The 21,143-nt window shown below is 68.8% G+C and carries 20 protein-coding genes; 8 read left to right on the forward strand and 12 right to left on the reverse strand.

What is annotated here, in order from left to right; translation table 11 throughout:
* Positions 1-4: 4 nt before the first annotated feature.
* Genes H4W80_RS04270 through H4W80_RS04295 form a run of 6 tightly spaced genes read right to left on the reverse strand, consistent with a single transcriptional unit; the run spans position 5 to position 5,671 of the window.
* Positions 5-1,120: a vWA domain-containing protein gene (locus H4W80_RS04270; protein WP_192783866.1), complete on the reverse strand. Its 1,116-nt coding sequence runs from the start codon at positions 1,118-1,120 to the stop codon at positions 5-7.
* Positions 1,113-1,970: an AAA family ATPase gene (locus H4W80_RS04275; RefSeq protein WP_192783867.1), complete on the reverse strand. Its 858-nt coding sequence runs from the start codon at positions 1,968-1,970 to the stop codon at positions 1,113-1,115. The genes H4W80_RS04270 and H4W80_RS04275 overlap by 8 nt, the downstream gene beginning before the upstream one ends.
* Positions 1,960-2,976 carry a xanthine dehydrogenase family protein molybdopterin-binding subunit gene (locus tag H4W80_RS63345; protein ID WP_192783868.1) on the reverse strand — a complete coding sequence of 339 codons (1,017 nt, stop codon included), beginning with the start codon at positions 2,974-2,976 and terminating at the stop codon, positions 1,960-1,962. The genes H4W80_RS04275 and H4W80_RS63345 overlap by 11 nt, the downstream gene beginning before the upstream one ends.
* Before the next feature lie 3 nt (positions 2,977-2,979).
* Positions 2,980-4,359 carry a xanthine dehydrogenase family protein molybdopterin-binding subunit gene (locus H4W80_RS63350; RefSeq protein ID WP_192783869.1) on the reverse strand — a complete coding sequence of 460 codons (1,380 nt, stop codon included), beginning with the start codon at positions 4,357-4,359 and terminating at the stop codon, positions 2,980-2,982.
* Positions 4,359-4,862: a (2Fe-2S)-binding protein gene (locus H4W80_RS04290; RefSeq protein WP_192783870.1), complete on the reverse strand. Its 504-nt coding sequence runs from the start codon at positions 4,860-4,862 to the stop codon at positions 4,359-4,361. Before H4W80_RS04290 ends, H4W80_RS63350 begins: the two co-directional genes overlap by 1 nt.
* Positions 4,863-4,873: 11 nt before the next feature.
* Positions 4,874-5,671: an FAD binding domain-containing protein gene (locus H4W80_RS04295; protein ID WP_192783871.1), complete on the reverse strand. Its 798-nt coding sequence runs from the start codon at positions 5,669-5,671 to the stop codon at positions 4,874-4,876.
* 90 nt (positions 5,672-5,761) lie between these two features.
* Here H4W80_RS04295 and H4W80_RS04300 point away from each other — a divergent pair, with 90 nt between their 5' ends.
* On the forward strand, positions 5,762-6,433 hold the full coding sequence (locus H4W80_RS04300; protein ID WP_192783872.1) for a GntR family transcriptional regulator: 672 nt from the start codon (positions 5,762-5,764) through the stop codon (positions 6,431-6,433).
* A gap of 58 nt (positions 6,434-6,491) precedes the next feature.
* A complete protein-coding gene (locus H4W80_RS62425) occupies positions 6,492-6,626 on the forward strand; it encodes a hypothetical protein (RefSeq protein WP_264085961.1) in 135 nt (44 codons plus the stop codon).
* A gap of 158 nt (positions 6,627-6,784) precedes the next feature.
* On the opposite strand, the gene H4W80_RS04305 is transcribed toward H4W80_RS62425, so the two are convergent.
* Positions 6,785-8,242, reverse strand: coding sequence for an FAD-binding protein (locus H4W80_RS04305; RefSeq protein WP_192783873.1), 1,458 nt, complete (start codon positions 8,240-8,242; stop codon positions 6,785-6,787).
* A gap of 295 nt (positions 8,243-8,537) precedes the next feature.
* On the opposite strand from H4W80_RS04305, the gene H4W80_RS04310 reads away from it, so the two are divergent.
* The 4 genes from H4W80_RS04310 (at position 8,538) to H4W80_RS04325 (ending at position 12,723) form a co-directional block, all read left to right on the forward strand.
* Positions 8,538-8,879, forward strand: a complete 342-nt coding sequence (locus tag H4W80_RS04310; RefSeq protein WP_192783874.1) for a hypothetical protein — start codon at positions 8,538-8,540, stop codon at positions 8,877-8,879.
* A complete protein-coding gene (locus H4W80_RS63355) occupies positions 8,872-9,387 on the forward strand; it encodes a TetR/AcrR family transcriptional regulator (RefSeq protein ID WP_192783875.1) in 516 nt (171 codons plus the stop codon). The genes H4W80_RS04310 and H4W80_RS63355 overlap by 8 nt, the downstream gene beginning before the upstream one ends.
* 583 nt (positions 9,388-9,970) lie before the next feature.
* Positions 9,971-11,077, forward strand: a complete 1,107-nt coding sequence (locus tag H4W80_RS04320) for an SGNH/GDSL hydrolase family protein (protein ID WP_192783876.1) — start codon at positions 9,971-9,973, stop codon at positions 11,075-11,077.
* Between the two features lie 89 nt (positions 11,078-11,166).
* Positions 11,167-12,723, forward strand: coding sequence for a lectin (locus H4W80_RS04325; protein ID WP_225963230.1), 1,557 nt, complete (start codon positions 11,167-11,169; stop codon positions 12,721-12,723).
* A gap of 60 nt (positions 12,724-12,783) precedes the next feature.
* On the opposite strand, the gene H4W80_RS04330 is transcribed toward H4W80_RS04325, so the two are convergent.
* Positions 12,784-14,067 (reverse strand): extracellular catalytic domain type 1 short-chain-length polyhydroxyalkanoate depolymerase, encoded by a 1,284-nt coding sequence (locus H4W80_RS04330; RefSeq protein ID WP_192783878.1) that lies wholly within the window; start codon positions 14,065-14,067, stop codon positions 12,784-12,786.
* A gap of 239 nt (positions 14,068-14,306) precedes the next feature.
* On the opposite strand from H4W80_RS04330, the gene H4W80_RS04335 reads away from it, so the two are divergent.
* Complete coding sequence (locus H4W80_RS04335; protein WP_318786692.1) at positions 14,307-14,765, forward strand: MarR family winged helix-turn-helix transcriptional regulator; 459 nt, start codon at positions 14,307-14,309, stop codon at positions 14,763-14,765.
* Between the two features lie 80 nt (positions 14,766-14,845).
* Here the strand turns inward: H4W80_RS04335 and H4W80_RS04340 are convergent, their stop codons facing one another.
* The 4 genes from H4W80_RS04340 to H4W80_RS04355 are packed head-to-tail and all read right to left on the reverse strand — an operon-like array spanning position 14,846 to position 19,685.
* On the reverse strand, positions 14,846-16,462 hold the full coding sequence (locus tag H4W80_RS04340; protein ID WP_192783879.1) for a GH39 family glycosyl hydrolase: 1,617 nt from the start codon (positions 16,460-16,462) through the stop codon (positions 14,846-14,848).
* Between the two features lie 43 nt (positions 16,463-16,505).
* Positions 16,506-17,390: a carbohydrate ABC transporter permease gene (locus H4W80_RS04345; protein WP_192783880.1), complete on the reverse strand. Its 885-nt coding sequence runs from the start codon at positions 17,388-17,390 to the stop codon at positions 16,506-16,508.
* Positions 17,374-18,327, reverse strand: coding sequence for a carbohydrate ABC transporter permease (locus H4W80_RS04350; RefSeq protein ID WP_192783881.1), 954 nt, complete (start codon positions 18,325-18,327; stop codon positions 17,374-17,376). The genes H4W80_RS04345 and H4W80_RS04350 overlap by 17 nt, the downstream gene beginning before the upstream one ends.
* Positions 18,328-18,368: 41 nt before the next feature.
* Positions 18,369-19,685, reverse strand: a complete 1,317-nt coding sequence (locus H4W80_RS04355; protein WP_192783882.1) for an ABC transporter substrate-binding protein — start codon at positions 19,683-19,685, stop codon at positions 18,369-18,371.
* A gap of 183 nt (positions 19,686-19,868) precedes the next feature.
* Between H4W80_RS04355 and H4W80_RS04360 the strand changes: the two genes are divergently transcribed.
* Entirely contained in the window at positions 19,869-20,912 is a 1,044-nt protein-coding gene (locus tag H4W80_RS04360) for a LacI family DNA-binding transcriptional regulator (RefSeq protein WP_192783883.1), read from the forward strand.
* Positions 20,913-21,143: the final 231 nt, after the last annotated feature.

A 21,143-nucleotide genomic window follows, 5' to 3' on the forward strand; every position in this document is an offset into this window, starting at 1 on the left:
ACGATCACTCCCTGATCAAGGTCTGTACCTGCTCGTACGCCGTACGCAGGTCGCGTACGCCCGCGAGCGCGTCCACGCTGCCGAGCACGGCCGACATGCCGCGGGTGACCGGCCGGTACGCCGGGTCGCAGGCCAGCGGCGACCACCACAGCAACCGGTGGCTCAGCAGCGACAACCGCCGTACGGCCGCCTGCATGGGCCGGCAGTCGCCGCGTTCGAGGCCATCGGAGAGCACGATCGTCAGGGCGCCGCGCGCCACGGTGACATGCCGGGCGTTGGCGAGGAACTCCTGGAGCGAGGCGCCGATCCGCGTCCCGCCCTCGGCGTCCAGGACGACGTCGCTCAGCGAGCCGACGGCCGCGTCGACATGCCGTGCGCGCAGCGGTTCGGTGACGCGGGTCAGCCGGGTGCCGAAGGTGAACACCTCGACGCGGTCGAGCCGGCCGACCACGGCGTGGGCGAAGCGGAGGTAGTCGGCGCTGTGCTGCTTCATCGACCCGGACACGTCGATGAGCAGCAGCACGCGGCGCTGCCGCCGCGGACGGTCGCGCCGGCGCAACGTCACGATCTCCCCGTGGCTGCGCCTGGACTCACGGCAGATCCTGGCGACGTCGATCCACGGACCTCGCCGGGCAGGGCGCCGACGCCGCGACCGGATCGTCGGCACCGCTCCGGGTAGTTCCCGCCGCAGCAGCGAGAGCACCGCCCGGTCGTCCTCGCTCGCCGGGCCGAACATCGGGCGTCTCTCGCGCTCCGAGGAACCGGCCTTCAGCCCGGCCTCCCCGCCGAACGTCGCCGTGAGAGGAGCCTCGTCTCCGTTCCCGCGCGGCGCGGGGGCCTCCTCGTCGGAGAACTCCTCATCGGGGACGCGCCGTGCCGCGACCTCCCCGAACCAGCGCTCGAACGTGGGGGAGTACACCTCCAGGTCCTCGTGGGAGGTGGTGAGCGTGGCCACCCCGATCCAGTAGAGGTGTGTGGCGTCGCGCGGGCCGACGGCCTCGATCGCCTGGAGGAAGACCCGCTGTCTGGGCACCGGTACGGGCAGGCCCCGATCGCGCAGGTCCCGCAGGAACCCGTGCACATGATCGCCGATGCGTACGAGGAGGGACTGCTCAGTCACCGAACACCTCCGCGGCGTGGCGGCCGAGGAGCGCGAGGTCCTCCTCGTGCTTGACGAGCAGCCCCGCGGACCGGCGCATCGCCTCCAGCCAGCTTGAACCCTCGCGGGTCAGCGTCTGCACGCCACGGGCCCAGGAGACCGACTCGGCGATGCCCGGGCGTTTCAGCAGAGCCAGTCCGCGGATGCGATGCACGGCGGCCACGAGGCGGGCCGCGCTCCTCTCGTCCAGGCCCGGCGCCTGCGCCCGGATGATCGCTCGCTCCCGTTCGGCGTCGGGAAAGGGGATCCAGTGGTAGAGGCACCGGCGCTTGAGCGCGTCGTGCAGTTCGCGGGTCCGGTTCGAGGTGAGGACGACGAACGGGACGCTCGCCGCCGTGATGGTGCCGATCTCCGGGATGGTGATCTGGAAGTCGCCGAGGAACTCGAGAAGGAAGGCCTCGAACTCACTGTCCGCCCGGTCGATCTCGTCGATCAGCAGCACCGCGCCGGATGCCGCCCGCAGCGACCGCAGTAACGGCCGCTGCAGCAGGAACTCCTCGCGGTACAGGTCGCCCACGCCGCGCCCCTCCACCTCGGTGGCCCGCAGGGACAGCAACTGTTTGGGGTAGTCCCACTCGTACAGGGCCTGGGAGGCGTCCAGTCCTTCGTAGCACTGAAGCCGGATCAGCTCGCGGCCGAGGATCCGGGCCAGGACGTTCGCGACCTCGGTCTTGCCGACCCCCGGCTCGCCCTCCAGCAGCAGCGGGAGCCCGAGCGTGCCTGCCAGGTGGAGGGCGGTGAGCAGACCCTCGTCGGCGAGGTAGCCCTCCGCGCCCAGCCGCCGGTCCAGCGTGTCCTGATCAACCAGCACGGCCGGCTCGCAACTCGTCGAGTCCGCGCAGCACCTTCTCCGGGGTGAAGGGCATGCTCGTCAGCCGTACGCCGACCGCGTCGTACACGGCGTTGGCGATCGCGGGGATCGGCGCGTTCGCCGTCATCTCGCCGATCCCCTTGGCCCCGAACGGCCCGTTGTCGGCGGGCCGTTCGAGGAACAGGCTCGTCTGCGCCGGGATGTCGGCCGGCCCGGGCATCAGGTATTCGGTGAAATCGACCGGGCCGTGCTCGCGCGAGTGCGGATAGTACGGTTCGGTCGACTCGAACAACGCGTGCGACAGGCCCATCCAGGCGCCGCCCTCGACCTGCTGCGTCGCGAGGGCCGGGTTGAGCGCCCGGCCGATCTCGTAGGTGTTGTAGAGCCGCAGCACCTCGATCACGCCGGTCTCGTCGTCGACCGCGACCTCGGCCACCGTGCACGCGTGCGCCTGGCAGGAGTCCGGGTCCATCTCGCCGGTCTCCGGCACCGGGGAGCTCGGCTCCTTGAGGAAGATGCCCCGCCCGGAGATGGTCCGGCCCTGCCGGAAGTGCGCGGCGAGCGCGACGTCGCTGATGTGGATCTTCATTTCCGACGATCCCTTGAGGCGGACGAAGCCCGTGCCGTCGGTCTCCAGGTCCTCCGCGTCGACCTCCAGCTCGTCGGCGGCGACCTGGAGCATGACCTCCCTGGCCTCGCGCGCCGCCATGATCACGGCGTTGCCGACGCGGTGGGTGCCGCGGCTGGCGAACGTTCCCATGCAGTGCGGGCCGGTGTCGGTGTCGGCGGTGTCGACGATGATGTTCTCGATCGGGATGCCGAGCGTCTCGGCGGCGCATTGGGCGATGACCGTCCGCAGTCCCTGGCCGAGATCCACCGAGGAGAGCGTGACGACGAATCCGCCCATCGTGGTGGCGTGGACGAGTGCCTGCGACGGGTCGCCGCCGAGGTTCATGCCGGTCGGGTAGTTGACCGCCGCGTATCCGCGCCCGTGCCGTAACGCCATCGCTCAGCCCTCCGATCGCTCGGTCGAGGACATCGCCCGGTACTCCGGCGGAAGGTCGTGCCCCACCAGGCCGGCGGCGCTCTGGATCACCTCGACCAGCGCCGTGCCGGACGCGATCTTGCGATGAGCCTTCATGTCGCCGTCCCGGTAGGCGTTCTTGAGCCGGAGCCGCAGCGGGTCCATGTTCAGCTCCCGGGCGATGCGGTCCATGTGCGACTCCAGCGCGAAGTCGCCGATCGTGACGCCGAACCCGCGCATGGCGCTGGACGGCGTGCGGTTGGTGTAGACGCAGTACGCGTCGACATGGACGTTCGGGATCGTGTACGGGCCGGGCATGTGCGCCGCCGCCTTGGTGGTGCCGTACGGGCTGTGCCGGGAGTACGCGCCCGCGTCCACGTAGAGCGTGATCTTGCGGGCGACGATCCGGCCGTCGTCCATGACGCCGTCCTTGATGGAGATGCGCTCGGCCGCTCGGGGGGACGAGACCTGCATCTCCTCGGCGCGGCTGTAGACGTACTTGGCCGGCCGGCCGGTGAGCATGGCGGCGATGCACGCGAGCGGCTCGACGATGACGTCGACCTTGCCGCCGAAGCCGCCCCCCACGGTGCCCCCGACGACGCGCAGGCTGGTAGGAGGGACGCCGAGAATGAGCGCGGTGTTGTCGAGGGTGAAGAAGGCGGCCTGGGTGTTGGTGTGGATGCGCAGCCGGCCGTCGCCCTGAGGGACGACGATGCAGCCGGTCGGCTCGGTCGGCGCGTGTTCGATGGGGGAGGAGCTGTAGCGGCCCTCGATGATGCGGTCCGCCTCGGCGAAGCCTCGCTCGACGTCGCCGAAGCGGATCCGGCGGCAGTGATGTCCCTCGTACACGAAGTGGTTGGTGCCCGCCTGTTTGATGATCGGGGCGCCGTCGGCCAGCGCCTCCTCGACGTCGAGGACGGCGGGCAGGTCGGTGTAGTCGACCGTGACCCGGGCCGCGCCCTCGCGGGCGGCGTCCTCGGTCTCGGCGACGACGGCGACGATCGGCTCGCCGCGGTAGAGGACCCGATCCTCGGCCAGCACGGGCTCGTCGTCAGGTCCCACGCCGATCAGGCGCAGCACGGTGTACCAGTTGTTCGGCACGTCCTGGTGGGTGATGACCCGGAGCACGCCCGGGACTCCGAGGGCGCCGGAGACGTCGACCCGGTTGATGAGGGCGTGGTGCCGTGTGGACCGGTGGATCTTGACGTGCGTCATCTCCGGCAGCGTCATGTCCTCGAAGAAGACCGTGCGGCCGGTGACGTGGGCGCGGGCGTCCGAGCGCGGGACGGCGGAGCCGATGACGGCGAAGTCGTCCGCGCGCTCGCCCTTGAAGTACGCGGTGTCGATCGGGGTGAGGCGCGCCATCAGACCTCGGCCTCCGCGCTCGTGAGGGGGGCGCCGCGGCGGCGTCGCGCGGCGGCGAGGACGGCGGCGATGATCGGCTCGTATCCCGTGCAGCGGCAGACGTTCCCGCAGATCGCCTCGGTGACATCTTGGCGGGTCGGATCCGGCTTCCGGTTGAGCAGGGCCGTGGCGGACATGATCATCCCCGGGGTGCAGAACCCGCACTGCGTCGCGAAGAGGTCGACGAACGCCTGCTGTACGTCGCCGAGCCGGTCGCCCTCGGCCAGGCCCTCGATCGTCTCCACGGCGGAGCCGTCGATCGTCACGAGGGGGATCAGGCACGAGACCACGGGCCGGCCGTCCAGCAGCACGGTGCAGCTGCCGCAGCCCCCTTGCACGCAGCCGCGCTTTGCCCCCATCAGTCCCAATGTGTCGCGCAGTGCGCTCAGCAGCGTCGTCGACGGCCGGGCGATCAGCTCCCGCTCCGTGCCGTTCACCTTGAGCGTGACGATTGTCGAGGGCATGCGATCCCCTTTCAGGCCCCCAGCAGGGCGCGACGCAGGTGGACGGGGTAGACCCGAGCGCGGTACCAGGCGGAGGCGTAGGCGTCGTCGAACGGCTCGATGACGTCGGCTCCGGCTGCCTCGGCGACGACCTGGGCGTTCAGCGGCGCGCCCAGCAGAACGCGCTCGGCGCCGACCGCGCGTACCAAGCGCCGCGCCAGGCCGCCGAGCACGAGACGGATGTCGCTGACCAGGCCGTCCTCGATCGTGATCCGGGCCGCCACCGTCACGATGGATCCCGAGTTGAGCCGCCGCCGGCTCGCCTTGTAGAACCGGAACGCGTCCTTGGCCGGAGCGGTGAACCGGACGCGGGTCACCAGGTCGCCCGTCCGCAGGCCATCGGTGACGACCCGCTCGAGCGGCTCGGGGCGGGCTCCGTCGGCGCCGAGCACGTCCAGCTCCGCGTCCAGGGCCAGAAGGGCCGCCGCCAGGTCGCCGTACGGTTGTGGCACGAAAAGGTTGCCGGCCACGGTGGCGAGGCTGCGGACCGGCGGCGCGGCGATCGACCGCACGCAGCCGGACAGGTAGCTCAGCCGATCGTCGTCCTCGATGTCGGCCAGAGTGGTGGCCGCGCCCAGGGCCACCGTGTCGCCTTCGACGTCGACGCCGGACAGTCCCGCCCGGCGCAGGCTGACCAGCCGCAGGTCGCGGCCGGCCTGTTCGTCCAGGCGGGCCAGCAGGTAGGTGCCGCCGCCGAGGGGCACGGCCCCGGCCTGAAGCGCCGCACGAGCCGCTTCGGGACTCTCGGGTGTCTGAACGGAGGTCAGCATGTGCACTCCAGTTATCGATATCGATAATTAACTTACGTGGCATGATCGAAGAGTCAAGGGCCTTCTGGGCCCTCAACGTCAGGAGGTTTCTTGTCGGAACCCACGGGGAGCCCGCGCTCCGCGCGACCGACGCTGAGCCGGCAGATCCGCGACGGTCTGCTGCAACGGATCGTCTCCGGCGAACTCGGCGAGGGCGACCGGCTGATCGAGACGAAGATCGCCATCGAGTTCGGAACGAGTCAGGCCCCGGTCCGGGAGGCGCTCCGGCAGCTCGAGGGCCTCGGCCTCATCGACAGTCAGCCTCGTCACGGCAGCCGGGTGCTTCCCTTCGCCGAGCAGACCATCCGCGAGGCGTACATCGTGCGGGCGGCCCTTGAGGAGACCGCGACGCGGCTCGCCATGCTGGCCGCAACCCTCCCCTTCGACCGGCTGGGGGAGGCGGTCGAGGAGATGTACCGCAGCGCCCAGGACAACGACGCGCACGGCATCGGCCTGGCCAGCGCGCGATTTCACCGGCACGTCGTGCAGGCCGGCGGCAACGTGCTGCTGACCCGCGCGTGGGAGGCGCTGCAGATCGAGGCGCGCACGGCCATCGCTCTCATGGTCACCAGGCCGAAACTCGAGCGGGTCGCCGACGAGCACCGCGAGCTGCTGGACGTCATGCGCGCCGGGGACGTCGAGGTGGCCTGCCGCCACGCCCGTGACCATCAGTGGGCCTACGCCGACACGCCGCACGACCCGTACGGGACGCCGAAACACTAGAGGTCAGCGCCTTTCTCGACGCCGGCCGGTGCCGAGCGGACGGCGTTCCCCCGCTACCGTGCGCGACCGGCCCGGTCTCGACGGCCGGCCCGACGGCCCGTTCGGCATCACGGCGCTGGGCGGGGGCGCGTACTACTTCCACATCGCGGCGGCTTCGGCGGTGCCGACCCCTCGCGGCCGCACTGCAACATGACCGTCAAAGGCACGCTCGCCAACCCGTACGCGACGGCGCCCTCCACCCAGCTCAGAAACGTCCTGGAGTACGCACGGGCGTGACCACTTGACCGAGAATAATGTCGGGGCCTGAGCACCCGACGTGGCATAGGCCCCGGAATGATCCGGCCGCGGACTTCACGGTCCCGGAGGGAAGACGCCCTGGCCCGGAGTGAGGATTCCGTCGGGGTCGTAGCGTTCACGGGCCGCCTCGAAGTCGGCCCATGCGGGGCCGTAGTGGGTGCGCCACTCCTCAGGCGTGGTGGGTATGGAGCCGACCGGGTACTGGTAACCCCCGACGGCTCGGGCACGCAGGTAGAGGGAACGGTTGGCCTCCACCATGTCCTGCGGGCTCTCGGCTCCGGGCGAGGCGGTTCTGAGCAGCGTGAAGAGGAAGACCGTCTCCTCGTCGGGCATGCGCAGCAAGGGCAGTCGCAGGCGGGCGCGGGGGAAGGGATAGAGCAGGACAACGCCGCTGGCGCCGACCTCGGTCTCGGTCAGCTCCTTGATGGCGGCCTCCACGAAGGCGTCGGTGCGGCTCGCCGGCAGGAACATGTTCCACCAGGGGTGCGGGCGGTACCACTCGCCAGTGGACTTCAGATAGGCGACGCCCGCGGCGAGCCGGTTGAGGAAGTCGAAGTAGGACATGTCCTGGATCTGCCGGTCGACGGGCTGGTCTCCCAGCCCGTCGAGAAGCCTGGCGTCGTCGGGCGGGGTCGTGCCGTTGAAGAAGGCGACCGCTTCAAGCTGGTGACTCCAGCCGGCGGAGCCGGTCGGCAGCCCGAGCTCTCCCTCCACGTAGTCGAAGCGGCCCTCGTTGACCACGCGCCGCTGGTCGGCGGTCAGCGCGGCGACGCTCGGGTAGGAGAGCAGGTAGTGGCGGACCGTCTCGGGGGCGGGCAGCAGGCGCACGGTGGCCTTGGTGATGATGCCGCACTGTCCTCTTCCAGCCAGCGCCGCGCGGAAGAGGTCGGGGCGCGTCTGCGCGGAACACCTCCTCAGGCCGGCATCTCCCGTGACGACCTCCAGCTCTACGACGTTGTCCGCCTGGGATCCGTGGTGGTGGGTCTGGCCGCCGACACCGCCCACCGAGAGCGTGCCGCCGACCGAGAGCTCCAGGTAGTCGGTGAAGACCGGAGGGGTCAGGCCGTGGGCCAGGGTCGCCTGCGCCAAGCTGCTCCAGAGCGCGCCCGCCTCCACGACGGCCGTGTCCTCCCGCACCTCAATCGCGTTGAGCGGGGTCATGTCGATGATCAGACCGCCCGCTACCTGGCCCTGACCTAAGGTGGCGTGTCCCTGGCCGCGCGCGGCCACCTGCAGGCCGTGCGTCCGGCAGTACTTCATCATCGCCATGATGTCCGACACGGCGCCGGGCTCCAGCACGGCCCCGGGGGTCCGATGGACCAGGTGCCCGAAGTCGTCGGCCGCCTGGCCGCGCGAGGCGGGATCGGTCACCACCTTGCCCTTCAGCGGCGGCAGGTCGACCATCCCCTGAGACTGGGCGGCGTCGGTGACCCACGTGCGCGTGGACGGGTCGAAGCCGACCACGGCCGCCCCCGCCGTGAGGAACGCCTGTCTCCACGGATGCCACGTCATACCGATCCTTTCGCCGCGCGGTCACGTCGCGTCGATCATCGCCGACGGCATCCGGCGACGCTACCCGAACGAAACCGGATGACAGCCACAAAAGGGTTACTACGGCGCTTCGGGCCTCGACGGGCGAGCCGGGGGGCAGGCGAAACTCATCGGGGCTCGGCTGACTCGTGACCCAGTGCCTTGTGCCGTAGCCGGAACATCGACGGCTTACTGGGCTCCGGCCGCGCAGGCTAACGGCGTTAGCTTATGCTCTCGACACCAGCTAACATCGTTAGCCATTGCGAAGGGAGACGTCATGAGCGTTGAGACCATGCGGGGCCGGGGATGGGGCGCGTGGGTGCGCTGGGCGGGGTGGGTGCTGCTCGCCGGATTCCTCGGAGCATTCGCCGTGTTCGAGTCGGCGAAGTACGGGCTGCCGACCACGGCGGCGGCGGTGGCGTTTTTCCTGCTGCCGGATCTGGCCGGCAAGGTCGCGGGCAGGCGGCGCTGGATCGTCGCGGTCGCGAACTCCGGCTGGATTCCGGTCGTGATCCTGGTCGGCTACTCCCTCTCACCGATCGGCTGGCCGCCGCTGTTCACCGCCGGGCTCGGCTGGGCGACGCGGCTCGTGGTCGCACGGGTGGTGCGGCGTGGTTGAGCGCCGTGAGCAGATCGTCGCGGCCGCGCTGGAGCTGTTGGAGGCCGACGGCCGCGAGGCGATGTCCATGCGGAGCATCGCTGAGCGCGTCGGCGTCCGCGCGCCGTCGCTCTACAAGCACTTTCCCGACAAGGCGGCCGTCGAGTTGGAGCTGACCGTGATCGGGCTGACCGCGATGACCGAGGCGCTCGAGGCCGCCGAGCCCGGGCTGCTGTCCTGCGCACGCGCCTACCGGAACTTCGCATTGGCGCGGCCGCACCTCTACCGGCTGACAACCACCAATCCGCTGCCGCGGTCGTTGCTGCCCGAAGGACTCGAGGACCGGGCCGCCGGTCCCATCCTGCGTGCGATGCACGGCCGCGCGGATCTGGCCCGCGCGGTGTGGGCGTTTGCGCACGGGATGGTGATGCTCGAACTCGACGGCCGGTTTCCGCCCGGAGCCGACCTGGAACCCGCCTGGATCGCGGGTTGTACGACCTTCCAGCCACGACCGGTCCATCGCCGTTGAGGACTCCTGCCGGTCACCACCAACTCCGGCAGGAGATAGCAGCCTGCGGACTCAGTGTGGAGACGGCTACGAAACACGTCAAGACGTAGGCGAATCGGTTCGATTGGGTGGCCGGCGCCCAGGAGGCCTGTGCGCTGGTGCGTCCTGGTCGTGCCACGCCGCCACCGGATGAACGTTTCATCAGCTCGCCCGCCGTGACAGTGCGACCGCGCCCGGTCAGCTCTGATCAGGCCGCTTCGGCGCGCGGCGGAAGAGGGCGGGCCCTTGACGGACCGTCTCGCGTCATGTTTGCTCCGCCACATCACCACCTCGGCAGGCCGGTGTGAAAGGAGCCCCGGATTGGCCAGGGCGATGTTAACGCTAACAACGATACCGGGAGCCGATGCCGGCAGGCCGAAGGGGACAGCACCCGACCGTGCCCGCCGTGGGCCGGTTACGGCGACCACTCAGCACGATGCCAAGTCGCCGATCCTTACCGAAGGAGGTCCTCGTGTCCGCAACAGACAGGCCGGAGCGCAAGGGCATTAGCGCAAACATTGCTACTCGATTCGACCTACCCCCTGACCGCCGCGAGAGAATGAGCATGCGTACGTGGGGACGATGGTGCGCCGCCGCGCTGATGGCCGTGGCCTTGGTGATGGCGGGTACGGCGGGGGTGGCCGCCGCGGAGTCCAACGGCGGGGTGCGGGTCATGCCGCTGGGCGACTCGATCACCGAGGGCACGCAGGTGCCGGGCGGGTACCGGATCGGGTTGTGGCAGCGCTTAGCCGCCGGCCGCTACACGGTCGACTTCGTCGGATCGCAGTTCAACGGGCCGGGCAGCCTGGGCGATCACGATCATGAGGGACATCCCGGGTGGCGGATCGACCAGATCGACGCGAACATCAGCGGCTGGCTGCGTACGTACACGCCGCGCACGGTGCTGCTGCACATCGGCACCAACGACGTCCTGCAGAACTACAACGTGGCCGGTGCCCCGCAGCGGCTGTCCACGCTGATCGACCACATCACCACAGCCGTGCCCGACGCCGACGTCTTCGTCGCCACCATCATCCCGCTGTCCAACTCCGGCCAGGAGTCGGCCGCCCGCACCTTCAACGCGGCGATCCCCGGCATCGTCCAGAGCAAGGTGAACAGCGGCAAACGCGTCCACCTGGTCGACATGCACAGCAAGTTGACGACCTCCGACCTGATCGACGGCATCCACCCCACCGCCGGCGGTTACGACAAGATGGCCGCCGCCTGGTACGGCGCGCTTCAATCGGTATCGGGCAGCATCGGCCAGCCGGGGAGCGGCAACCCTGGTGCGGGCGCGATCAAGGGTGTGGGGTCGGGCAGGTGCCTCGATGTCTCCGGCGCCTCGCAGGCGAACGGCGCGCAGGCGCAGATCTGGGACTGCAACGGCCAGGCCAACCAGCAGTGGACGGCGACCGCGAGCGGTGAGCTGCGGGTCTACGGTGGCAAATGCCTGGACGTCTACGGCGCCGGCACCGCCGACGGCGCCAACGTCATCATCTGGGACTGCAACGGCCAGACCAACCAGCAGTGGCGCTTCAACTCCGACGGCACCATCACCGCCGTCGGGGCGAACAAGTGCCTGGACGTGCCGAACTATTCCACCGCCAACGGCGTGAAACTCCAGATCTGGTCCTGCGGCGGCGCCGCCAACCAGCGCTGGACCCGCTCTTGACGGATGACATCCCGGTGGATCGCCCGGAGATCTCCCCCCGACACCCCGGTAGGTAGAGGAATCAGATGCGCAGAATCCTTGGCTTAGCAATGGCGGCGGTCCTCGCAGCCGGCTCCGTCGTCGCGATCGGCGGCGAGACGTCGCCGGCCGCCGCGCTGGACAACGGCCTGGCCCGCACGCCCCAGATGGGCTGGAACGACTGGAACAGCTTCGGCTGCAACGTCAACGACTCCCTGATCCGCCAGACGGCCGACGCCATGGTCTCCAGCGGCATGGCGGCGGCGGGCTACACCTACGTCAACATCGACGACTGCTGGTCCACCAAAAGCCGCAACTCCAGCGGTGACCTGGTGCCGGATCCGCAGAAGTTCCCCAACGGCATCAAGGCCCTGGCCGACTACGTCCACTCCAAGGGGCTCAAGCTCGGCATCTACTCCTCGGCCGGAACCACCACGTGCGCGGGGTACCCGGCCAGCCTGGGCAACGAGCGGCGGGACGCGGCACTGTGGGCGTCCTGGGGGATCGACTACCTGAAGTACGACAACTGCGGCGACCACCGGGGCCAGAACGGGCAGCAGCGGTACACGGCCATGCGGGACGCGCTGGCCGCCACCGGGCGTCCGATCGTGTACAGCCTGTGCAACTGGGGCCAGGAGAGCGTGTGGACCTGGGGGATGCCGGTGGGCAACTCCTGGCGCAACACCGGCGACATCGCGGCCAACTGGAACTCGATCATGGGCATCCTGGACCAGCAGGTCGGGCTCGACGCGTACTCGGGCCCCGGCGGGTGGAACGACCCGGACATGCTGGAGGTGGGCGTCGGCGGGGTGACGGGAACCGAGGGCCGCGCGCACTTCAGTCTGTGGTCGCTGCTGAACGCGCCGCTCATCGCCGGAAACGACCTCCGTACGATGAGCGCCGACACGCGCACGATCCTCACCAACACCGAGGTCATCGCGGTCAACCAGGACTGGGGCGGCAGGCAGGGCCACAAGATCAGCGACAACGGCAACCTGGAGGTCTGGCGCAAGCCGATGTCGAACGGTTCGGTCGCGGTCGTGCTGCTCAACCGGGGCACCTCCACCTCGACGGTCTCCACCACCGCCTCCGCCCTGGGGCTGGGGTCCGCGTCCTCCTACTCGGTGCGGGACCTGTGGGCGCACACGACGTCCTCCTCGTCCGGGACGATCAGCGCGTCGGTCCCTGGACACGGGGCGGCCATGTACGTCGTGACCGGCGGGGGCATCGTCACTCCTCCGCCCGCGGGCGCGATCAGGGGCGTGGGGTCGGGCAGGTGTCTTGACGTCGCCGGCGCCTCGCAGGCGAACGGCGCGCAGGCGCAGATCTGGGACTGCAACGGCCAGGCCGGCCAGCAGTGGACGGCGACCGAGGGCGGCGAGTTGCGGGTCTACGGCGGCAAGTGCCTGGATGTGTACAACCGGGGCACCGCCGACGGCACCAACGTCATCATCTGGGACTGCAACGGCCAGGACAACCAGAAGTGGCGCTTCAACTCCGACGGCACCATCACCGCCGTGGGGGCGAACAAGTGCCTGGACGTGCCGAACAACGCCACCGCCAACGGCACCAAGCTGACCATCTGGTCGTGCAACGCCGGCGCCAACCAACGCTGGACCCGCGCCTGACGTCGCGCGCCACATGGGTGCACCGCTGTGGCGGTGCACCCATGCATCAGGCGTACGGCACTACGTGGCGAGGGCGCAGGCCGTGCCATTGAGGGCGAATTGCGTAGGTGCGGAGTTCGTGCCGCTATAGGTGGCCTGGAGGCCGAAGGTGACGGCGGTACCCGCGGCGATGGTCGCGTTGTAGGCGGCGTTGCGCGCGGTCACCTGGGCGCCTTGCTGGCTCACGGTGGCGTTCCAGGCGTTGGTGATCTGCTGGTTGCCCGGCCAGGTCCAGGTGAGCGTCCATCCGCTGACCGCGGTCGTGCCGGTGTTGGCGATGGTGACGGCGGCGGTGAACCCGTTGTTCCAGGAGTCGGGTGTGTACGTGACCCGGCAGGCGCCGGCCGGGGGAGTCGGCGTGCTGGTGGGGCCGCCGCCGGTGAGGCCGAAGAACTGGACGGCGGCGGCGGCCATGCCGCTCATGGGCAGGCTGTGCCCGGCGCCCTGGATGCTGTAGGCCTCGACCTTGACCGTTCCGGCGGGGTCGGCGTAGCGGCGGCGGTTCCAGTTGGCCTGTGGCGTGTCGGTGCCGGTGGGCGTCTGGCTCAGGCCGAAGACGTTCGTCCACTGGTCGATCTCCTGCTGGAGGGCGGCGTAGTAGACAAGGGTGTCGTTCGTGCCGTGCCAGAGCTGCACGCGCGGCCGGGCGCCGGTGTAGCCGGGGTAGGCGGCGCGGACCAGGTCCCCCCACTGCTGTGGGGTCTTGCTGATGCGTCCCGAGGCGCAGTTGCTGGCTCCCGGCGAGGGGATGTAGTCGGCCTCGTTCGCGAAGCAGCTGTGCGGCACGCCCATGAACGCGGCCCCGGCCTTGAAGACGTCCGGGTAGTTGCCGAGCATGATGTTGGTCTCCATGCCTCCGGCCGAGGTGCCGGTGACGTACACGCGGTCGGCGTCGCCGCCGTAGCGCTGCAGCGTGTAGGTGACCATCGACATGAGCGAGACCGGGTCGCTGCCGCCGCCCCGCACGTGCGACTCGGCCGACCAGGAGTCGAAGCAGTTGCCCTTCTTGGAGGCCGACGGGTAGATGACGATGAAGCCGTAACGGTCGGCGAGGGAGGCGAACTCCGAGCCGGAGTAGAGGCCGGGGCCGGATCCGCCGCAACCGTGCATGGCCAGCACGATCGCCGGGCGTGCCGGGCGGTTGTCCGGAACGTACACGTGCATGCGGAGATTGCCGGGGTTGGCGCCGAAGCCGGTCACCTCGGCCAAGGTGGCCGCGGCGGCCTGGTGCGGCAGTGTCGCGGTCATGACGACGGACAACACCGCGGCGCAGACGCCGGCCACCAACGCGGTCAGTCGTTTCATTCGCCCTCCTCTGCTCGGTACCCGGGGTGCGGCGGCGTCGGGGTGTGGCCGCATCGACGCCGGTCGCTGGACCATAGGAGCCGCCCCGATCGGCCGTCAACGCCTCGCCCGTGCGGAGTCGGGGTGGGGAGATCGCGCGAAAGCGCATTTCCGCTGCATGTCAAGCAACTTGTTATCAAGCTGCTTGACATGCTCGCCGGGAAACTTTCATCGACGCGGTCGCGCGATATCGTCTCCCGGTGACCGACCGCGTGATCTCCCCGGCCGACCCGCCCGACCCCCTGACGCCGCGGGTGAGCTATCTGGTGTTCCGGCTGGAGCGCTACATCCGCAGCCGCCTGGACGAAGCGCTCACCCGGCACGGCGTCACGACCACCGAGTACATGGCGCTCAGCGAACTGCGGCTGCGCGACGGGCCGTCCTCGGCGGACCTGGCACGCATCGCCTTCGTCACGCCGCAGGCGATGAGCCTCGTCATCCGCGACCTCGAACGACGCGGCCTGATCCGCCGAGACCCCCAGCCCGGCGCCGGCCGCGTGCTGCGCGCCCGCCTCACCCGCAAGGGCCTGTCCACCCTGCGGCGCTGCGACCGCTCCGTCGACGAGATCGAGGCGGTCATGTTCGCCGAGGTCGACGACACCGCGCGCAAGACGCTGGCGGAAAGCCTCACGGCGTGCGCCCGCGCCCTGCGTCCCTGACCTGCGTCGCTGCGTCAGCCTTGCCGACCGGCGAGTTGCCGATCGGTACCGGGGCGTGCTTCAGCGGGGCTGCGACGCGGTCACGCCGACTGCCTCAACGACATCACGGCCCACGGCGCGAGTTCGACATCGAGGTCCAGCACGCCGCTGCCGGGCACGGTCAGCGTGAACCTGAGGAGCGAGTCGGCGACTCCGCTCAGGTACTCGCTCTCGGCTCGGGACGGGTTGAGGGGGGACCCGAGCCGGTACCAGGCCTCGGCGGCGTTCCCGTGCTCCCAGTCCACGATCTCGACGAGGAACGTGGCGCCCGGCTCCAGCCCGTCGATCGAGTGGCGGATCCTGCGGCTCGGCCCCATCTCGGCCAGCGCGCGCGCCGCCGGATACGAGTTCTCCGAGCCGACCCCCCTCGTGCCCATGTCCTCGGGGTAGTTGAAGAACACCGCCGACACGGCTGACGTCCGGCTGTCACGGGTCACGACCCCGTCGGGCGTCGCGAGGAGCAGCCGGTCGCCGAGCCGTTCCAGCATCGTGAAAGCGTGGAACGTGGGCTTGTGGACGCCTCCCTCGTTCACCAGGCCGAAGCCGCCGTGGAACGGGCCCATCCCGGCGCCTCCCTCCTCGAACACGTCCGTGAAGGTCCAGTAGGAGATCGAGTCGGCGAGAGTGGCGCACTTCAGATACGACCGCGTGATGGAGGTCGCCGCGAACAGCGTGTCGTGGATGAAGTCGCGGGCCGACGGCGACGTCGACCACTCCGTGATGTGGATCTCCGCCTCGGGATAGGCGCTGTTGGTCACGAGCTTGCGAAGGAGGGTCAGGTCGTCGAACGTGGCATCGGCGTACCGGGTGATCTGCACGGCCTCGCCGTCGGTGCCGTACGCGAAGTCGGTGGGGTACAGGTGGGTGGAGATGAAGTCGATCGGGAGTTCGCGCTCGGCGCACCAGGCGATGAAGTCCTCGATCCACACCGGGCGCCAGTCGAGCGCGTCCACGTCGGCCGCGGCGGCCGTCTCGTACATCGCGGAGCGGTCCTCGGCCTCGCCCTTGTAGCGGTCGTCGGGCACGAAGACGCTCGTCGCGGGCCCGCCCACCTTCAACGCGGGATCGATCTTCTTGATCGCCCTCACGGTCTGCTCGTAAAGCTCGAAGTACTCGGTCTTCGTGCCGGTCCAGAAGTGGGGAACCAGGTTCGGCTCGTTCCACACCTCGAACCGCCACTCCCGCACCTCGGCGAGGCCGTACCGGTCGATCCAGTGCTCGACCGACCTCGTGACCAGCTCGACCCAGCGCGCCATGTCCTTGGGCGGGCTGCAGTGAGCGCCCCACCAGAACACCGTCTCCGTCTCCGTCGCCAGCTCGCGCGGCATGAAGCCCAGCTCGACGAAGGGGCGGACCCCGCAGTCCACAATGAAGTCGAACACCTTGTCCACATAGCTGAACGTGTGCACGGGCGCGGCAAGGGGGGTGTTCGGGCCGAAACCGCTGCCGTAGCTCTCCCGGTACACGAACATGTCGTCGTGAAAGACGCCGTGGAAGCGGATGTACTGGATTCCGCATGCGGCGACGACGTCGGCGAATTGCTGCCGCCAGTCCGCGCGCAGGGCCTCGTTCGCCCGTCCGGCGCCGATACACCTGCTCCAGACGTGCGGAAGCGCACTCTCGTCGCACAGCCTGCCGTCGATCCGCAATCGGGTCATGGTCTCACTTCTCTTCAGGAAAACGTTGGTGAATGGAGCGCTGCTAACCTTTGACGGCGCCCAGCGACAGGCCCGACTGCCAGTACCGCTGCAGGCTGAGGAACGCGATGATCAACGGGATGATGGTCAGCAGCGCGGACGTGATCACGAGATTCTGGATGAGGGCGCCGTTCCCCGCCGTCGAGCCCAGCTTGTTCCACTGGTTGATGCCGACGGTCAGCGGATACCAGGCGGGATCCTTGAGCATGATCAACGGCAGGAAGTAGTTGTTCCAGATCGACACGAACGAGAAGAGCAGGACCGTCACGCTCGCCGGTGCGAGCAGCGGGAGTGCGATCTGGAGAAAGGTCCTGAACTCCCCGGCACCGTCGATCTTCGCGGCCTCCAGCAGGCCATTCGGCACGGCTTCGGCCGTGAACACCCACATCAGGTACAGCCCGAAGGGGTTGATGAAGGACGGGATGAGAATCGCCCACGGGGTGTTGGTCAGACCGACGTGCGCGAACAGCAGGAACTGCGGGATCGCCAGGGCGATGCCGGGGACCGAGATCGATCCCAGGACGACGAAGAGGAACACCCGCTTGCCCCTGAAGTCGAGTTTCGCCAGGGCGTACCCGCCGAGGGCGGCCAGGAAGGTCGACACGGTCGCACCCACGACGACGTAGAGAACGGTGTTGAGGAGCCAGCGGGAGAAGATCCCGTCCTGGTAGCTGAACACCTGCACGATGTTGTCCCACAGGGCGAACTCGCGGCCGGGTGCCAGCCCGAACGACGACACGAAGTCGGCCTGCGACTTGGTCGCGTTGATGACCAGCCACACGAGCGGCAGCAGGCAGTACAACATGAACAGAGCTGTCATCACGGTGAGGGTCGTGCTCTTCCTGGGATTCTCCACCGTGTAGAGCCGGCGGCTACTGATCGGGTGCATTCCTCAACCCTCTGATCTGGACGACGTAGGCGACGGTGATCGTGATCGCCGCCATGACGAGCGCGAGTGCGGCCGCATAGCCCTGCTGGGACCCGGTGAACGCCAGGTTGTACGCGTACAGATTCGGCGTGTAGAACGTGGTGACGCCGCTGTTGGCCACCATCGAGGGCAGGATCTGCGGTTCGTTGAACATCTGGAACGTGCCGATGATCGAGAAGATGATCGTGACGACCAGGGATCCGCGAAGTGCCGGCAGCTTGATCGCGCGGACGATCTGGAGCTCGTTCGCCCCGTCGATCGCGGCCGCCTCGTACAGTTCGCGTGGGACGGCCTTGAGCGCGGCGTAGAAGATGAGCATGTTGAAGCCGGTGAACGCCCACGTCACCATCACCCCGATGGAGATGAGCGTGGTACCAGGGGCGAAGGGGTCGAGGTCCGTGCCGAAAGCGTCGTTGAGGCTGCCGAACAGGCCGTACTTGACGCCCAGCAGGAATCCCCACATGAGGGTCGCCACGATCGCCGGCACCGCGTAGGGGAGGAAGATCGTCACCCGCATGAACCTGGTGCCGTGCACCCGCATGGAGTCCAGCGCCAGCGCCAGCGCCATGGCGAAGATCAGCATGATCGGCACCTGGACGAGCGTGAAGCGGAAGACGCGCCCCACCCCGTCCCAGAACTGCGGATCCTGGAACAGCTTGCCGTAGTTCGCGAATCCGACGAACGTGTTGCCCCCGATGAGCTTGTCCTGGAAGAGGCTGAGGTAGACCGCGTACAGGATGGGCACGATGAACACCAGGGCGAACAGCGCCCCGAAAGGCGCTATGAACGCCAGCCCGATCTGTGACTTCCGGCGCTTGTGACTTGGCGCCGGATGGTGTGCGGCATCCGGCGACGCCATGGCCGAAGCGGTGACGTCGACCTGACGTGCCAGGCCCATGTCCGTGTTCCTTCCGATTCGTTGCGGTGGCCGAGGGCTCACTAGTCCACTTCGAAGCCCTGCTCGTTGCCGTACTGGATGCAGCGCTGCTTCCACTGCTCGAGGATCTCGGCGAGCGAGCCCTTGCCCGTGGTGTAGAACGGCGAGGCGAGGTCGCCGTAGACCGAGCGGGCCCACTCGAAGAACGGCGGGTACTGCCAGCCGCTCCCGACGATCTCCGAGGCCTCGGCCAGCACGGCGCCGACCTTCTGCTCGCCGAAGTACCGGTTGGCCTTGCTCTGGAACGCCTCGCTGTCCAGGACCGACGTGTTCGGCACGAAGGCGCCCGCGTCGACGCGGGACGACAGACCACCGCCGTGCGTGAAGTACTCGAGGAACTTGAAAGCCGCGTCCTGGTGCTCGGCCGCGGCCGGGATGCCGAAGGAGCTTCCGCCGTTCGCCGCCCCGACCTTGTCTCCCTGCTTCCACTGCGGCATCAAGGCGACTCTGAAGTCTCCGGCGGCCTTGGGCGCGCGCTCCGGCAGCGTGGAGGTCAGCCAGCCGCCCATGGTCTGGGTGGCGAGGGTTCCGTCGTTGAGCGTGCGGTTCCAGTCGTCGGACCACCCTGTGATCTTCGTGTTGATCAGACCCTCGTCGAGCATCTTCTGCCAGAAGGCGACGGCCCTGGTCGTGCCCTCGTCGGTGAAGTCGATGTGCACCTTGTTGCCGTTCACCTTGAACGGACGGCCACCGGCCTGCCAGATGAGGGAGAGCAGGAAGAAGATGTCTCCCGTGTCCTGGGCGATGTAGTGGTCGCCCCCGAGCGCCCGCACCTTCTTGGCGGCTTCGTAGTACTCGTCCCACGTGGCCGGGGCCTTGTCGATGCCGGCCTTCTTGAGGGTGGCCGTGTTGTAGAACAGCGCCGAAGGACCGTAGTCGGACGGCAGCGCGTAGACCTTGCCGTTGACCGTCACGTCGCTCCACGCGCCCGGGACGTAGTCCTTCTTGAAGTTCTCGACGCCGTACTTGCCGAGATCGGCGAGCTTGCCGGGAATGGCGAAGTAGGGCACCGCGAAGTACTCGAACATCACGACGTCAGGCACGCCGGAGCCGGCCTGGATGGCGTTGTCGAGCGCCTTGTACTCGTCCTGGGACGAGCCCGCGTTGACGACCTCGACCTTGATGTTCGGGTTGGCGGCCTGGAAGCCCGGGACAGCCCCCGCTACGGTGCCGTCCCAGCTCCAGACCGTGAGCTTCACCTGCTGGTCACCGCCGCTGCCGGTCGCGCTTCCGCCGCCGGAGCCGCCCGAGCAAGCGGTCAGCGCGAACATCGGCACGAGGACCGCGGAAAGGAGCCTTGCCTTCTGGGAGAGCCGCATCGAGCCTCTCCTCTCGTCCTGGGGGATGGGTTCGAAACTATTTCGCAACTTGTTCGGTGCTGCCAGGACACTAGGTGGCGTGTCTGTCCCGTGTCAACGGGAGGAACAGCGAGGATGCCGGACGGCAATGGGGGAAGGGCCGTGGTAGATTCGAAATAGTTTCGAAGCCCGAAAGGAGCCCTGATGTCACGGCGAGGTCGTTCGGAGCGAGCCACCTTGGCGGACGTCGCCCGACTGGCCGGCGTCTCGCCGGCGACCGCCTCGAAGGTCCTCAACGGGCGGAGCGATGTGGGCGCGAGCACGCGTGAGCATGTCCTCGGGGTCATGGCCGAGATCGGCTACATGCCGACGGCGGTGCGACATGAGCGAACCCGCGGCCGGACCCTCGTCACGGTGCTCGACATCGTGGAGTCCCGTTATGCCGGGACGGTGCTCCAAGGGGTACTCCTGGCGGCGACCTCCGCGCAGGCCGAGCTCCTCCTTCGCCTGCCGCCCGACGAGCCGATCAGCGCGAGCCGTACGGCGGCCCGGGCCTGGATGGAGGAGCAGCAGGCGTCCGGTGTCGTCGGTGTCATCGCCCTCGCCGTCGCCGTGCCCGACTCGGTGCTCCTCGCGGCGGAGGAGCTGGAGGTGCCCATCGTGACGATCGACCCGATCGATACGACCGAATCGCGTCTCGTCAGCATCGGCTCCACCAACTGGGCGGGCGGTCGCTCGGCGACCGAGCACGTCATCAAGCTCGGCCACCGCAGGATCGCCTGGATCGGCGGGCCGCTGGGCTCTGCCCCCTCGCTGGAACGCTTCCACGGGTACCAGGCCGCGCTCGACTCGGCCGGCGTCACGCCGGATCGCGCACTGATCCGCCACGAGGCGTTCTCCGTCGAGGCGGGACTGCGGCACGGCCATGACCTGCTCGCGCAGGACGAGCGGCCGACCGCGATCGTCGCGGGCAATGACGAGATCGCCGTTGGGGTCCTCGCCGCGGCCAAGAATCTTCACATCAATGTGCCGGGCGAGCTGTCGGTCACCGGGTTCGACGACACGCCGCAGACCCAGTGGACCACGCCCCGGCTCACGTCCGTCCGGCAGCCTCTCGTCGGCATGGGCCGGATGGCGGTCGAGACCGTCCTCGGCATGGCGGACGGCGTCCAGCCCGCCTCCCGGCACCTCCAGCTGGCGACGACCCTCAGCGTCCGCGACTCGACGGGCCCCGCCCCTGCGTCCTGATCTGCCCAGGTTCAGACGCAAAATATGAAACTTTCATGGCCTGCCGTCCCTCGCGGGAGCAACGGGCGAAAGTTTCGGTGCGCATCATGAGTGGCTGAGGCCCTTTAGCCCCGAATCAGGCAGCCGAATGTGTCTGAAACTTTTCAGACCTACCTTGACATGTTTCGGAAGCATTTCCACACTGAGTCACCAAGTGACGCCTTGATGGCGTGTCCCCACGTGTTCCCGTTT

Origin of the sequence: Nonomuraea angiospora (assembly GCF_014873145.1) — a bacterium.
GTDB classification, from domain to species: Bacteria; Actinomycetota; Actinomycetes; order Streptosporangiales; family Streptosporangiaceae; genus Nonomuraea; species Nonomuraea angiospora.